Source organism: Pseudomonas sp. CCC4.1 (assembly GCF_035019225.1).
Classification (GTDB): Bacteria; Pseudomonadota; Gammaproteobacteria; order Pseudomonadales; family Pseudomonadaceae; genus Aquipseudomonas; species Aquipseudomonas bubulae.
In genome coordinates this window covers 1-14,611 of the sequence record NZ_JASJWL010000089.1, presented here as the reverse complement: position 1 = coordinate 14,611, position 14,611 = coordinate 1, and the positions used below count along the sequence as shown (strand labels likewise).

At 59.6% G+C, this 14,611-nt stretch carries 9 protein-coding genes; 6 read left to right on the top strand and 3 right to left on the bottom strand.

What is annotated here, in order from left to right; translation table 11 throughout:
- Positions 1–124 precede the first annotated feature (124 nt).
- Together QN377_RS21930 and QN377_RS21925 are read left to right on the top strand one after the other, a co-directional pair.
- On the top strand, positions 125–1,498 hold the full coding sequence (locus QN377_RS21930; RefSeq protein WP_322213003.1) for a PLP-dependent aminotransferase family protein: 1,374 nt from the start codon (positions 125–127) through the stop codon (positions 1,496–1,498).
- 80 nt (positions 1,499–1,578) lie between these two features.
- Entirely contained in the window at positions 1,579–1,803 is a 225-nt protein-coding gene (locus QN377_RS21925; protein ID WP_095000442.1) for a hypothetical protein, read from the top strand.
- Between the two features lie 154 nt (positions 1,804–1,957).
- Here QN377_RS21925 and QN377_RS21920 read toward each other — a convergent pair whose 3' ends face one another.
- On the bottom strand, positions 1,958–2,635 hold the full coding sequence (locus QN377_RS21920; protein ID WP_095024757.1) for an RES family NAD+ phosphorylase: 678 nt from the start codon (positions 2,633–2,635) through the stop codon (positions 1,958–1,960).
- Complete coding sequence (locus tag QN377_RS21915; protein WP_095000440.1) at positions 2,635–3,036, bottom strand: MbcA/ParS/Xre antitoxin family protein; 402 nt, start codon at positions 3,034–3,036, stop codon at positions 2,635–2,637. Before QN377_RS21915 ends, QN377_RS21920 begins: the two co-directional genes overlap by 1 nt.
- 245 nt (positions 3,037–3,281) lie before the next feature.
- On the opposite strand from QN377_RS21915, the gene QN377_RS21910 reads away from it, so the two are divergent.
- From QN377_RS21910 to QN377_RS21895, 4 genes are all read left to right on the top strand, one after another.
- The gene (locus tag QN377_RS21910; RefSeq protein WP_322212998.1) at positions 3,282–5,060 is read left to right on the top strand and encodes a type I secretion system permease/ATPase; all 1,779 of its coding nucleotides are present in this window, start codon (positions 3,282–3,284) and stop codon (positions 5,058–5,060) included.
- The gene (locus tag QN377_RS21905; protein ID WP_095024755.1) at positions 5,029–6,354 is read left to right on the top strand and encodes an HlyD family type I secretion periplasmic adaptor subunit; all 1,326 of its coding nucleotides are present in this window, start codon (positions 5,029–5,031) and stop codon (positions 6,352–6,354) included. The genes QN377_RS21910 and QN377_RS21905 overlap by 32 nt, the downstream gene beginning before the upstream one ends.
- A gap of 2 nt (positions 6,355–6,356) precedes the next feature.
- Positions 6,357–7,739 (top strand): TolC family outer membrane protein, encoded by a 1,383-nt coding sequence (locus QN377_RS21900; protein ID WP_322212997.1) that lies wholly within the window; start codon positions 6,357–6,359, stop codon positions 7,737–7,739.
- A 363-nt stretch (positions 7,740–8,102) separates the two neighbouring features.
- Positions 8,103–8,786, top strand: coding sequence for a response regulator transcription factor (locus QN377_RS21895; protein WP_095000436.1), 684 nt, complete (start codon positions 8,103–8,105; stop codon positions 8,784–8,786).
- Positions 8,787–8,847: 61 nt separating this feature from the next.
- On the opposite strand, the gene QN377_RS21890 is transcribed toward QN377_RS21895, so the two are convergent.
- A complete protein-coding gene (locus QN377_RS21890) occupies positions 8,848–14,490 on the bottom strand; it encodes a beta strand repeat-containing protein (protein WP_322212996.1) in 5,643 nt (1,880 codons plus the stop codon).
- Positions 14,491–14,611 lie beyond the last annotated feature (121 nt).

Here is a 14,611-nt window from a genome sequence, read left to right as displayed (position 1 = left end):
GGTATGGGCTGCAAGGCGAAGGGCATTCAAATCAAACATGGCACACCGTCATCGAGGGATTTGACTCGATTCTAGGCACGACGCATTGTATGGGCCGAACCTTATATTGCATGGCCAACAATAAATGTGGATGCCAACCCTCAATGACACAGACCAGCCGCGCTATCTTGCACTGGTCGATGCAATCACCCGGGCCATCGCCTGCGGCGAACTGCAACCCGGTGCACGTTTGCCACCCCAGCGGCGTCTGGCCTGGGCGTTGGGCTGGAACCCCAGTACCACGATGCAGGCTTATCGCGAGGCGGCCAGGCGGCATCTGGTTTCGGGTGAGGTAGGGCGTGGTACCTATGTACTGGCCAGCAGCCAGGAGGCGACGCTGTTCAGGCTGCAACACGCCGATGAGCAGACACCCCGTATCGACCTGCGAACCAACCTGCCCGCCATTGACCATCTTGGTGAAGAGGATGGGTTGGCCTTGTCCTGGTTGCTCGACAGTAACCAGGCGATCCGCTTGCAGGGTTATTTGAGCGCTGCGGATCTGTTGCAGGCACGGGCACAGGGCGCGGCCTGGCTCAAGGGCCGCGGGCTGGACTTGAGCGTGGACAGCAGCATGCTCTGCACCGGCGCCCAGCAAGGGCTGTTTACGGTGCTGCTGTCGTTATGCCAGGCGGGCGATGCGGTACTGGTTGAAGCCTTTACTGCACCGGGAATCAAGGCTGCCTGCGCACAGTTGCGTTTGCCCATGCATGGCGTCGCGATGGATCGGGAAGGGATCCTGGCGCAGGACTTTGACCGGATGATCCGCGCCACGGGTGCGCGGGTTGCCATACTGACCCCGACCCTGCAAAACCCGACTTCGGCGGTGATGAGCGTTGAGCGCAGGCTGGCGATTGCCGATATTGCCCGACGCCATGGTGTGCAGGTGATTGAAGACGATGTCTATGGTGCGCTGACCGACAGCCCGCCGTTGTACCGCTTTTTGCCCGAGCTCGCAGTGCTGGTCACCAGTTTGTCTAAAACCGTTGCGGCGGGAGTGCGCCTGGGCTGGATTGTGGCTAACCCACGGCTGCTGGCGCGTATTGATCCCTATGCGCAGTCGGCGCACTGGGGGGTATCGCCGCTGTGCCAGGCCATCGCCTGCCAATGGATCAGTGATGGCACAGCACAAGCGCGGCTGGAGTGGCAAACCCTGGAAGTGAGCCGGCGCTGGCGTCTGGCAAAAAAGTTTTTGGGGGCTGCGATGTATCAGACAGAGACGCCATCACCGCATATCTGGGTGACTGTGGAAGACGGCGCCGAGGCGTGTCGCGCCGTTGGCGTTGAGGTGGTGCCGGCGGATGTATTTGCGGTGAAGTCCAGCGCTGGCCATGCGGTGCGCATCAGCCTGACGGCGGCTGCCAGTGTCCAGGCTTTGAAAGTGGCGCTGGAAAGGATTGCGGGTTTGCAGCCCTCTGCAGGAGGGAGAGGGAACAGGCCGCAACCAGCAAACAAACTTTAGCGTCTCCCAATCAAGTCCCCTCTCCCTGCCGCAGCGCATTAGGGTGAGGGGCTTTTCATCTGGCTAACCAAGGAACCCCTATGCGCAGAGAAATCGGCTACTGGCACCGCGAAGGTCGCGAATTGTTCTACTACCTGGAATTCAAACCTGAAACCGCCGAGTTCTACCTGACCTGCGAACACACGCCCGCCGAAGGCGAGGGCAGTGTGCGCTCGGTATTGCTCAGTGAGGCTCGCGGCGAGCGCTACTACGAAGATGCGCTGTTGATCATCAAAGAGGAACTGTTCAAGCAATACACCCTCTGAAGGTTGCTGGCAAAACCTGCCACGCGCTGGTCACGCCGAGCATGGGCTTGTGCAAAGCACGGTTTTCCCTGCGGTTCACAGCCTGAAGTTCAGGGACTTCAAAGGCTGGGCTGAAGAAATCGATCAGGTGACCCGTTCGCCGGAATCCCTGGCCTTATCTTGGCACTTCGCTGAGCTGCAGGACCCAGGTAATCGCCTGCGCCTTGTCATCCCATACATATCTCAAATGCTGGCCCTGAACCGGTAGTGAAAGTGCTGGAGGGCGAAACGCAGCCACGCATTCGTGGCCGGTCAGGCGCACGCTGTTGTACAGCAGGCCCCAGGCGCCATCTGCCCGCAATGGCCGGGCGAAGGCCTGGGGCAGGCCATATCGGGCAGGTGAAGGATCGTGCAGTCGGGCAACGCCACGTATATCGATCATCGGCTTTACCACGCGATTGATATAGGTGCGCAGGGTGATTTCAATACTGGCTTCCCGGGTGGCCCGCCAGAATTGTTCCTGATGAAAGCAGGTCTCAGCAATGGCGGCCTCGAGGCTGTTGGCACAGTAGTACACACCATAAGTGCCATCGGTAAAACGACTGGCCCGGCCAATATGGGTAAAGGCGGCCATTATCGGCGTCGAGCCTTCGCCGCACAGACGGTCTTCTGGCGTTACCCGTTGCAGCACGCCTGCCTGGTCACGCAGGCGGTCATTGGTCAGGCTTTCGAGGGCGAAGGCGATTTCAAGATCTGCTGGATCCAGGGTGTCTTCAAATACCGAGATGGGCGGGAAGGCGCTATTGATGATGCGGTAAGCCTTGGTCCATTCAGGCAGCACTGCATCTGGCATCAGCCGCGTACTCCATCCAGATAACGACGCACGTCTGCCAGATCGACCACCTGACCGGCGAGCATGTAGCCCAGGGCGCTCTGGCCATTAAAGGGCGCTGCGGTGTTGGGTTTGTGTACCCATTCGTAGGCCCGCTCAGGCTTGTTGCTGAACAGGATGCGCAGAGCTTTGTGTACGCCCATCAAGTACGAAATGCGTTCCAGAGTGTCGTGGGGCAAGCGCACGTTTGGCAGTTTTTTGTATTTGAAGTAGGTGGTATTACCAATGGCGCCGAGCAGGGTGCACTGTTGATCCTTGGTGCAACCCCAGTGCTCCATCAGGCTGAAGAAAAAGGTCAGGGCAACTCGACCTGCATCGCCGCTGGTGATGTCGGGCTCAGGATTTTGGGCGACTAGATGCATGACTTCCTCCGATACAGGTATAAATCCAGCCTACTCCGGATATGAATAAATTCAAGACGACCGTTCGTAACTGAATGTTTGCCCCAGTGGCCCGGCAGTGAGTTTTTGTCCCGTGGGGGATTGCCTGTGTGTTGGTCTGTCAGACTTTGTCTGTCAGTGAAGTTTTCGTGCCGCGCCACGCTAAGCACACCGCCCGGGCATGATCTACGCTTTACTAATGAAGGCTTTCAAAGCTGGAATTTTCAATGCGTAGCCCATCTGAAAACAGCCTGCACACTGCGTTGAAAGCCTGCCGGGAAAGCTTTCTCTCCGTTGGTTTTTTCAGCTTCTTTATCAATGCGTTAATGCTGGTTCCCACGTTCTATATGTTGCAGGTCTATGGGCGCGTGATCACCAGCGGCAGCCTGACCACCCTCAGCATGTTGACGCTGATCATGACCGGTCTGGTGATCACCCTCGGCTGCCTTGAGTGGACCCGATCACGGATCATGGTCCGGGTCAGCAACCGCCTGGACATGCTGCTCAGCCGCCAGGTCTACAAGGCCAGTTTCAAGCGGGCCCTGGAAAGCGGCGGGATGGACGCCTCGGCCCAACCGCTGAATGACTTGACCGGCTTGCGTCAGTTTCTCTCCGGTAACGGCTTGTTTGCCTTTTTTGATGCCCCCTGGCTACCCATCTATATCGCCGTGATGTTTATGTTTCACCCCTGGTTTGGCTGGGTGGCGACGGGCAGTGCGCTGTTGTTGCTGTTGCTTGCGTTTGTTAATGAAAGATTGACCGGGCCGACGCTGGCCCAGGCCAACAAGGAGCATATTGGCGCTTCGCTCTACACCACGAAAAACCTGCGCAATGCCGAAGTCATCGAATCCATGGGCATGCTTGAAACCTTGATGGACCGTTGGTGGACCCGGCAAAAAAATGTGCTGTTGCTGCAATCCCGGGCCAGCGATAAAGGGGCCATGATCAGCACCCTGTCCAGGTCGTTCCGGATTCTGGTGCAATCGCTGATTCTCGGACTGGGGGCCTATCTGGCCGTGGATCATCAGGTGGGGGCAGGGCTGGTGTTTGCCGGGTCGGTGCTGCTGGGCCGGGCACTGGCACCCATTGATCTGATTATCGGCAGCTGGAAAGGCTTTATTACGGCGCGCTCGCAGTACGCCCGGCTTAACGCGATCCTGGCCAGCCAACAGGCTCAGCCCGAGCGCATGTCATTACCGGCGCCCAAGGGCGACGTGCAGGTTGAGAACCTGACCGTTGCGGCTCCCGGCTCGAATATTGCCATCATTAAGAACATCAGTTTCAGTGTGCCGGCCGGTTGCGTGGTCGGCATTATCGGCCCCAGTGCGGCGGGCAAGTCTACCCTCGCCAGGGCGCTGCTGGGCATCTGGGCACCGCTGCAAGGTGTGGTGCGCCTGGATGGCGCGGATATCAGCGCCTGGGATAAACATGAACTGGGGCCCCATATCGGCTACTTGCCCCAGGACATCGAGCTGTTCGAAGGCAGCGTCAGCGACAACATTGCCCGTTTTACCCGGGTCGATTCCGAGAAAGTCATTCTTGCGGCCACCACGGCCGGTGTTCACGACATGATCCTGTTGTTGCCCGATGGTTACGACACCGTGATTGGTGGTGACGGCGTGGTACTTTCCGGCGGGCAGCGCCAGCGCATAGGGCTGGCTCGCGCCCTATACGGCAGCCCGCGGCTGATCATCCTCGATGAGCCCAATTCCAATCTCGACGAAGTCGGTGACCGAGCCCTGATAGCTGCCCTTCACAGGATCAGGCTGTCAGGTGCCACCCTGTTTGTGATTACCCATCGCACCAATATTGTGTCCCAGCTTGACCGGCTCATGGTGATGAGCAACGGCGGCCTCAGTCTGTTCGGGCCGCGTGAGCTCGTGCTGACGGAGCTCAACGCACAGCAGGCGCCAAAACAGACCATGCAGGCTGAAACCGCCATGGCTGCGGTGGCTAACGGCAAGGACGGTTCCGATGAACCCCATGATCCCAATTCCATCAACTGACAACTTTGCCGAACTGACCACTAGCGATCGAAAAATCCGACGCCTGGGTTTTGTCATTGTGGTGCTGACTTTCGGTGTGTTCGGCACCTGGGCTGCGTTCGCGCCGCTTGATGGCGCGGCCTATGCACCGGGTGTGGTGACCGTGCAGGCGTATCGCAAAACGGTACAGCACCTTGAAGGCGGCATCGTCAAAGAGGTGCTGGTACATGACGGTGATACCGTCAAACAGGATGACCCGCTGATCATTCTCGACGATACGCCGCTGCGCTTCGAATACCAGATGACCCGTGGGCAACTGATTGCCGCCAAAGCCATGGAAGCCCGGCTTGTGGCAGAGCGCGACAATCTGCCCGAGATTGCTTTTGCTCCGCTGGCCACAGCCGACATCCAGCGGGGCGGCGAAGCGCGCCAGGGCGAAATCCGGGTATTCAACGCCCAGCGAGGCTCGCGCCTGGGGCAGATTGCCGTGCTGCAAGAGCGCATTGACCAGTTGAATGAACAGATCAATGGCACCCAGGCGATTATCGGCGCCAAGGGGCAGCTGGACAGGTCCTACAGTGGTGAAATTGTCGAATTGACTGACCTGCTGGCCCAGGGCTTTGTCGACAAACAGCGTCTGCTCGAGCAGGAACGCAAGCGCCAACTGCTCAGGTCGGAAATGGTCGAGCACCGTTCCGCAATCACCACCAGCCGCTTGCAGATCAATGAAACCCGGCTGCAGATCCTGCAGATCGACAAGGACTTCAATGCCGAAGTGGTCAAGCAACTGGCAGAGGTCCAGAGCAAAATTTACGACCTGCAGGAGCGCGCCAGCGCCCTGGAAGACCGCCTGGATCATAGCGTGATTCGTGCCCCTGAAGCGGGCATGGTGATCGGCATGACCGTGCATACGATTGGCGGCGTGGTGCGCCCGGCGTCCCCGTTGCTGGACATCGTACCGTCAGTGTCGGGGCTGGTTATTGAGGCCCAGGTGGCGCCGGTGGACATTGATCGTGTTGCCATCGGCAGGCGTGCCGATATTCGTTTTGGCGCGTTCAACAGCGCCACCACACCGGTGATCGAAGGCGAGGTCAGCAGTGTTTCGGCAGACCGGCTGATCAATGAAAAAACCGGGGCCGGTTATTACCTCGCCAGGGTCAAGGTGACCAAAGCCGGTGAGCACACCCTGGGGGAACGCAAGTTGCTGCCGGGCATGCCGGCGGACGTGTTGATCATCACCGGTCAGCGCACTCTGCTGCACTACCTGATGCAACCGGCGCGCAATGCCCTCTCACAATCGATGATTGAGGAGTGATCATGCAAGTGACTGCACGCGTGCTGGGTGGTTTGTTCGGGCTTGCCGCGGGGGTTGCCCTTGCGCAAGGCGCAGTGCCGGCGGCCCAAGGGGTCAGCGCATCGACATTCACCACTGACCTGATGCAGTTGTATCGCGAGGCCCGTTTGCAGGACCCGCGAATATTGGCCTCCCGTGCGCGGGCGCAAGCAGGGCAGGAGTACCAGCGTGAAGCCATGGGCACCCTGTTGCCGCAGGTATCGCTCAACGCCGGGGTCAACCGGATTCACCAGGAAAACGAGCTGGTGCAGCAGAGTTTCGACAGTGAAGTCTACAGTCTGGTATTGCGTCAGTATCTGTACAACAAGTCCACCTGGGAGAATTACCAGAAGTTCAAAAGCATGGCCAAACAGTCCGATTCCGAAGCCCTGGAGGCCCAGTCCGAGGCCACGGTGGAGCTGGCCCGGCGGTACTTCACGGTATTGGCCGCCGAAGATGAACTCGAGCTGATTCAGGCCGAGCTGCGTACCACGCAAAAAAGCCTGGACCGGGTCAACGCGCTGTACGCCAAACAGCTGGCCTTGATTACCGATCAGCTGGACCTCAAGGCCCGTGTCGACGGCCTGGCGGCGCAGGTCCTGGATGCCCGTAATCAGGTCAGCGTCAGTCGCGCGGCGCTGGCCGAGATCGTCGGACGGCCGGTCAAGGAGAAGCTCAGTCGCGCGCGCGACGATGTGCAGTTACGGGTTTCGACGCAGAGCCTGGAAAGCTGGGTGCGCGAAGGGGTTGCGCAAAACCCGGCACTCAAGGCCAATGAAAGCGGGGTAGAGGTGGCTGGCGCGGCCTTGCGTAGCGGCAAGGGCGGGCACTATCCGACTCTGAGCCTGACCCTCAGCGCGCAGCAGTCCAACGAAGGCTATAACAATGCCCTGGTGCCGCGCACCGACAGTTATGTGGCCGGGATCGGCCTGCAGGTACCGATATACAGCGGCGGCTCGACCTCGGCACGGGTGCGCGGGCTGTATCAGGATCAGATCGCGGCCGAGCAACAGCTGGAGTCGGTACAGCGGCGGGTGGTCAAGGAAATCACCAGCGCCTACCTGACGGCCGATACCAGCGCAGAGAAGATCAGCGCCAGTCGCCATGCCCTGGCTTCGGCACAGCTGTCCAGAGCCGCCGCAGAAAAAGCGTTCGGTTACGGGATGGTGAATGCCGTCGATGTGCTGACCAGTGTGCGTAACGAATACCGGGCTCATCGGGATTTGCTCAAGACCCAGTACGACTTCGTCACCAATGTCATTACGCTCAATCGCTGGGCGGGCAAGCCACCTGGTGAAAGTGTCGCAAGCGTGAATCTGTGGCTGAATCCTGGCAGTCCGGCGGCGGGCATTGCGGATCCGCGATAACGCCATTTAATTGACCTTGTGCTTATCTGTTAACCTGGCGTTACACCATCTGTCTGTTTTTTTGACACGCATGATGCCTGTCATACATGCCACGTCCCCCCGGCAGCACGCCTAAGGCCTTGATTTGCGTGGTCTGCTGGCCGCATGCGGGAATAAACACGAGGTGTCTGATAAAAAAACTCATTGCCCGATTGCCGTTCTGGCAGGCGGGGCAGCACGCAGGTCTGTCCTAGACTTACCAGACAGCCCGAGGAAGAACATCAACAGGCGCAAGCTATTGATAAGTACTCCTGATTGTTTTTGCTTCTACTCGAACGGGCAGCGGGTAGAGGTGATTGATGGTTCAAGGGAGTCAGGAAGGTAATGCCCCCCCTCAGAAAACCCATACGTGTGATGCTGATCGACTGTCGCCCGCTTGTTCTCAGAGGTCTTCACGACTTGATCAATGCCAGGAAGCCTCAAATGGAAGTGAGTGGCCAGGCCACCACCTATACCCATGCGCTTGACCTTGCCGATCAGTTACGACCCCATGTCATATTTTTTAGCTTCTTTCCGGACGCGCTGAACCCGCTGGCGGTCATCACCCAACTCACCCGCAGTACCGGGATTAAAGTGCTGGTGCTCAAAGGGCTGTACGAGGTCATACCCGCAACCCAGGCAATGGAAGCGGGTGCTCGTGGCATCGTACTGGCGGAAGACCCGACCGAGTCGATCATCCTTGCCATCATCAAGGTCCACCATCGAGACACCGGGCTCAACAGGGCCTGGACCGGCGGCCTGTGTGACTATGCTGCGAGCGGGCATACGGCCTTGAAACACAATCTGGAACTGGAGAAACAATCGCGTCTGACCTTGCGCGAAAGAGAGCTGATTCGCGCCATCGTGGGTGAGCCCTCGGCCAAGTACATGAGCATCGCCGGAAGCCTGGGCATCAGCGAGCACACCGTGCATAACCATCTGAGCAACATTTACCAGAAGCTTGACCTGATCAACCGTACGGACTTGCTGATGTACGCAATCAAGCACGGGTTGTTTGACAGCAAATAAAGGCCCGACAAAAAAGGCCTGGCTCCTTGTGGGAGCCAGGCCTTTTTACCTGCTGCGACATTTACACAATGTCAGTCGGGGCTATATCCGTCACACCCACCAACTTGATAATACCGGTGATCCCCGTGCCATCACCGTCGTATGCCAGATAGCCGTCGCCTCCAACGACGCCAAAGTAGTAGTTGGTGGTGCCATTGAGCGCCGTATCGGCGGCGGTAATAAAGGCTGCCACGTTGGCCGCGGGGGCCGCCACTTCCATATAGTTCGCCCCTGTGCCTGCGGTCGGGAAGTTCAGCGTGTCCACCCCGGAAGTGAAGCCGGAGGAGATCACTGTCGTTGCCGCAGTCAGTGAGCTATCGGTATCCAGGCCGCTGAAGTTGAAGGTGTCGGCCCCCACACCACCGGTGAAGGTTTTGTCCCCTTCGATGGTCACATTCAGGGTCTGGGCTGCGGTTGAATCGGCATCCGCATCCGTCACCACGACGTTGAAGGCCAGATGGGCATCCGGGGTGGTCGAGGTGACAAAACCCAGGTCAGTGATCTTGATCACATCGCCATCCCAGGTTCCCGCTTCACCGGCTTCTACAGGGTTGCTTTTACTGCCCTCGCCGGACTCGTTGCTGAAGGTCAAGGTGCTGCCGGTACTGACCCCGCTGACGCCCACATTGCCATTGAGGTTGTAGCCGCTACCGCTGACACCCTCGGTGGAATCCAGCACCTGCAGGCCCTGGATCAGGTAGTTCTCGCTGCCGAAGTTGTAGTCGTTGCTCTCGATAATCACCGCACCGTCGTTCTGATCCAGGGTGATCCCGTAGGCTGCGGGGTTGGCAATCGGATGGAAGTTATTGGGTGAAGTCGAGGCGTTTTTTATGATGATGTCTTCGCTGTCGACAATGATCGCCCGGGTGATCTGGCTGTTGTCGTCAGGATCGATAAGCTTGAGCACCAGTACCAGGTCCTCGCTGCCGATGCCGTCGAACTTGACGTAGATCCCTTTGCTGGTGGCTGTGGGCGCTGCGGCTGTATCACCGAACGGGCTGGCGGTGAAGAAGTCCAGGTCCATTACCTCGCCTTGCTGGATGGTGTCACCGGCCACGCCGGCGGCGGTCCCGGAAACACTGACCCAGGAGGTTGCGGCAGAGAACAGCTCACCGGGGACGAAGGCGCTGTTGCCACCGGCCATGATGTTATTGGCACCGGTGCCTGAACCCTGTTCGGCGAAACCGCTGAACTGCACAAAGAAGTCGTCGGCCAGCTTGGCCACCGACACCGGCGGTTGCTGGTTGATTGGCGTTGTGCCGCCAATGTTGTAGCCGGTGAAGCCTTGTGCTGCGGAGGTTTTCAGGATGCTGAAGCTGTCGATATCGTCCGTCAGGCTCAGCGTGTAGGTGTCTGCCACCTTGTCAAAGGTCATGGTGCCGGTTGCGTTGGTCAGCGCGCCCAGCGTCGGGTTGTTGGAAACATAGGTGAAGGAGAGGTTGAACACCGCACTGGTGTCTGACTCCGAGGCCCATGTCACCACTTTGTTGCTGATGGCGGTGGTGCCCACCGTGCTGTCTCCCATGCTCACGGACAGGTCGCTGTTTGCAGAGCTGTAGACCGTTCCCAGGCGCTCATCCGCGCCGATGTCATAGGCAAATACGCCAGTGCCGCCTGGAGTCGGGTTGCTGGCGTTGGCATAGACCACATTGGACTTGGCGGTGACCACGGGCGAGTCGTCATCCACGGTAATCAGCAGGCCGTTGGCGGCGGCCGTGATGCTGTCGCCGTCATAGTCCGTGGCATTGATTGCAGTGCCCAGAGCGATGTTCAGATCGTTCTCGTTCAGGCCGGCGGCATGGTCGAGTTGATCGAGCAGCATAAAGGCATAGGCCCCTGTCGCCGCTTGCACGCTGAAGGTGAACACCGAATTGCCGGCCCCGGCAGAAGCGGTCAGCAACCAGGTGTTACTGCCCGCGTCATAGGCAGTGGCATAGGTCACCGTGACCCCGCCGCTTTTCAGGCCCAGTGCCGTCAGGCCATTGGTGGTCAGGGAGTAACTCAGCGGCTCGTCCGCACCGGACTGGAACAGGGCGCTGACATTGCCGCTGGCCAATACGATTTCCCCGGCCACGTCCCCGGTACCGCCCGGGATACCATCACCAGGGCCAGAGTCGGCCGCGCCTTCAAGTACACCGTCTTCGTCCACCGTGGCGGTGAGCAGATTGATCGATGCGAGTGGCGTGTCGTCATCCACCGTGATCACCAGGCCATCGGCCGCTGCCGTCACGCTGTCGCCGTCAAAGTCGGTGGCGTTGAGGGTCGTGCCGAGGGCGATGGTCAGATCATTCTCGTTCAGGCCGGCGGCATGATCGAGTTGATCTACCAGGGTAAAGGCATAAGCGCCGGTTGCAGCGTGCAGGCTGAAGGTGAACACCGTATTGCCTGCTCCGGCTGAGGCCGTGAGCAGCCAGGTGTTGCTGCCTGGGTCAAAGGCGACCGCGTAAGTGACGGCCACGCCGCCGCTCATCAGGCCCAGTGCTGCCATGCCGGTGGTGGTCAGCGAATAGCTCAGGGCTTCGTCTGCACCCGACTGGAACAGGGTACTGACATTGCCGCTGGCCAATACGGTTTCCCCGGCCACATCCCCGCTACCACCGGCGATGCCATCGCCGGGGCCGGCGTTAGCCGTGCCTTCCACCACACCGTCTTCGTCCACCGTACCGGTGAGCTGATTGATGGAAGCGATCGGTGAATCGTCGTTCACCGTAATCACCAGGCCATTGGCCGCTGCGGTCACACTGTCGCCATCAAAGTCGGTGGCATTGACGGCAGTGCCGAGGGTAATGCTCAGATCGTTTTCGTTCAGGCCGGCGGCATGATCGAGTTGATCCACCAGGGTAAAGGCATAGGCGCCGGTTGCGGCGTGCAGGTTGAAGGTGAACACCGTATTGCCTGCTCCGGCCGAGGCCGTGAGCTGCCAAGTGTTGCTGCCTGCGTCAAAGGCGACCGCATAGCTGACGGCCACACCGCCGCTTTGCAGACCCAGGGCCGCCATGCCATTGGTGGTCAGCGAGTAGCTCAGCGCTTCGTCCGCGCCGGACTGGAACAGGGTGCTGACGTTGCCGCTGGCCAATACGGTTTCCCCGGCCACATCCCCGGTACCACCGGCGATACCGTCGCCGGGGCCGGCGTTGGCCGTGCCTTCCACCACACCGTCCTCGTCCACGCTGCCCGTGAGCTGATTGACCGTGGCGACAGGGGTATCATCGTTCACCGTGATCACCAGGCCGTTGGCGGCTGCCGTTACCGTGTCGCCATCAAAGTCGGTAGCGTTGATGGCGGTGCCAAGGGCGATGGTCAGATCGTTCTCGTTCAGGCCGGCGGCATGATCGAGTTGATCCACCAGGGTAAAGGCATAGGCGCCAGTGCTTGTGTGCAGACTGAAAGTGAACACCGTATTGCCTGCTCCGGCTGATGCAGTGAGCAGCCAGGTGCTGCTGATGGCATCAAAGGCGACCGCATAGGTGACGGTCACTCCGGCGCTTTTCAGCCCCAGGGCTGACAGGCCATTGGTGGTCAGCGAATAGCTCAGTGGCTCGTCCGCACCGGAGGCAAACAGGGTACTGACATTGCCGCTGGCAAGCACGATCTCCCCGGCCACATCACCTGTGCCGCCTGCGATACCATCACCGGGACCAGCGTTAGCCGCACCTTCGAGCACACCGTCTTCGTCCACCGTCCCCGTGAGTGGGTTCAGTGTGGCGATCGGGGTGTCGTCATCCACGGTGATTACCAGTTTCTGCGCCGTAGCGGTGACCGAGTCACCATCCTTGTCGGTGACCTTGAACACCGAACCCAACTGCAGCAGCAGTTCGTTTTCGCTGTTGTCGCCACCCACGGTATCCGGGTGGTCGAGTTGATCGAGAAGGGTGAAGGTATAGCTGCCGTCAGAGGTATTGGTCAGCTCCAGCTTGAACACCGCGCGGTCAGTGGCGGCGACGTATTCAGCAGCGGCACCGACATAGCCCCACAGGGTGTTGCCGATCACGTCATATTTCACCGCCTCGCCTTTGGAGGCCAGCGCCACCGCAGTCGCGGCGCTGTCAACTACTTGCACGCCGGAAGTGTCGTTGGACAAGGAGTAGCTTGCCGGTGCATCAGTACCAGATGTGAATACAGTGGCCACAGTGCCTGAGGCCGATGCCGGAACCAGCAGGCCCGCGTCGCCGACACCGCCGTCGATACCACCGGCCAGGCTGTCTTCATCCACCAGTGCCGTTACCGGCAGCCCCGCGGCGGCAGGGCCGTCGTCTTCAAAGTTAAACAGGCTGCCGACTTCCTGAGGCACGGCCACCACATTGGGCAGATGGAAACCGCCGATATCGAACGTGGAGTTGCCGGTGCCGCTGTTTTCAATTACCACGCGATTGTGGGTGCCATCAACGGTGTATTGCAGGGAGAAGTTGGCTTCGAAGCCGACAATCGTTGCGGTGCGGTCAAGGCCGCCATTGCTGGTGTTGAAGGTCACACTGATGCTGCCTAGCGTGGTGTTGGTCGTGACCCCGGTCAGACCGGCGATGGCAACACCATTGGCACCGATCACCGTGATACTGGCGATATAGCCAAGATTGTCTGCCCCGTTTACCGCATGGCCATTACCGTCAAGCAGGCCGTCATAGTAAGCCGATCCGACCTCCAGGCCGGTGGTAAAGGCGCTGATAGTGGCCGCACAGGTTTTCGGGGGGGTGGCCTGGGCGATGACAATGGTTGCGCCGCTTGCCGCGAAGAGCCCGCCAAACAGGATGTTGCTTTCGTTGGTCGCCTCACCATGGGTCAGGTCTGGCACGGTGTAACGCGCGTCCGGGTTGCTCACAAAACTGAAGATCATGCCTTCGCCAGCCTTGATCCCCTGGCTGTTGGTGCCGATGGTGGTAGGGCCGGCACCCTGGCTGGTATTGACGGTGTCAGCCTGATTGGCAGGTACCTGATCCGGGTCCATGCCGGTAACGATCAAGCCGGTGGTACTGCCACCTGCCTTGAACATCAGAAAGCCGTTCTGCCCGGAGGGCAAACCGGCGAAATCAAAAGCCAGATCCTGGCTGGCGGTTACCCAGAGGTGGTTGGTCATGTCGACCACATCATCGGGGTTGGCGGTGTCCGGGTGCAGCAGCGGTTCTTGCTGCACCATCCAGACCTTGGCCCCGGTTGCTGTCTGTTCAAGATAGGCGGCGAAAATAAGAGTACCGCCCGGATCTGCCAGGTCGTCCTCGGGTGCGGGTGTCGCCCCTTCAGTGCCAGCACGGCCCAGCACGATATTGTTGGTCGTGTCCGTATAAAGAAAGATTCTGGTGCCATCGAGGGTATACAGGCCGCTCCAGTCCGAGCCGCTGTTGGCGTTGGTCGGGTCGCCCAGCGCCTTGCCCTGGGCATCGGTAAAGGCCAGGTCCGCGTAGGTACCGGTGATGGTGATCAGGTCGGCACCGCTGTTGCCGGCGGCGCCGGTATAGCCACTCAGCGCCGCATTCTTGACCGGTGTGGCGCCCAGCAGAGTGAACAGACGGGACTCGAATGCGAAGGGCAGGTCGCCGGTATCATCGGTACCATTGATGGCCGCGACGGTGATGTCGTTATCGTTGATATCTTCGATATCGGTGGAGGTGGCGGCGTTCTGCAAACCGCTCGTTTCATCGACCGTGATACTGCTGTTCAAGATGATAGCCATGACGCTCTCCTGGCTGATTCCGGTCACAGAGCTGACCGCTGGGGATTTATTGCGACAGATCTCAACTATGGGTTTGTGCGTCAGGTTGCGCATCGGCCGATACTCCCAGGCGGTCTGGGAG

Excerpts from the sequence above, each read along its gene's own strand:
- QN377_RS21925 (WP_095000442.1), top strand. The coding sequence starts at position 1,579 with ATGCGCAGAGAAATCGGCTACTGGCACCGCGAAGGTCGCGAATTGTTC.
- QN377_RS21920 (WP_095024757.1), bottom strand. The coding sequence starts at position 2,635 with ATGCCAGATGCAGTGCTGCCTGAATGGACCAAGGCTTACCGCATCATC.
- QN377_RS21905 (WP_095024755.1), top strand. The coding sequence starts at position 5,029 with ATGAACCCCATGATCCCAATTCCATCAACTGACAACTTTGCCGAACTG.
- QN377_RS21900 (WP_322212997.1), top strand. The coding sequence starts at position 6,357 with ATGCAAGTGACTGCACGCGTGCTGGGTGGTTTGTTCGGGCTTGCCGCG.
- QN377_RS21930 (WP_322213003.1), top strand. The coding sequence starts at position 125 with ATGTGGATGCCAACCCTCAATGACACAGACCAGCCGCGCTATCTTGCA.
- QN377_RS21910 (WP_322212998.1), top strand. The coding sequence starts at position 3,282 with ATGCGTAGCCCATCTGAAAACAGCCTGCACACTGCGTTGAAAGCCTGC.
- QN377_RS21890 (WP_322212996.1), bottom strand. The coding sequence starts at position 14,490 with ATGGCTATCATCTTGAACAGCAGTATCACGGTCGATGAAACGAGCGGT.
- QN377_RS21915 (WP_095000440.1), bottom strand. The coding sequence starts at position 3,036 with ATGCATCTAGTCGCCCAAAATCCTGAGCCCGACATCACCAGCGGCGAT.
- QN377_RS21895 (WP_095000436.1), top strand. The coding sequence starts at position 8,103 with ATGCCCCCCCTCAGAAAACCCATACGTGTGATGCTGATCGACTGTCGC.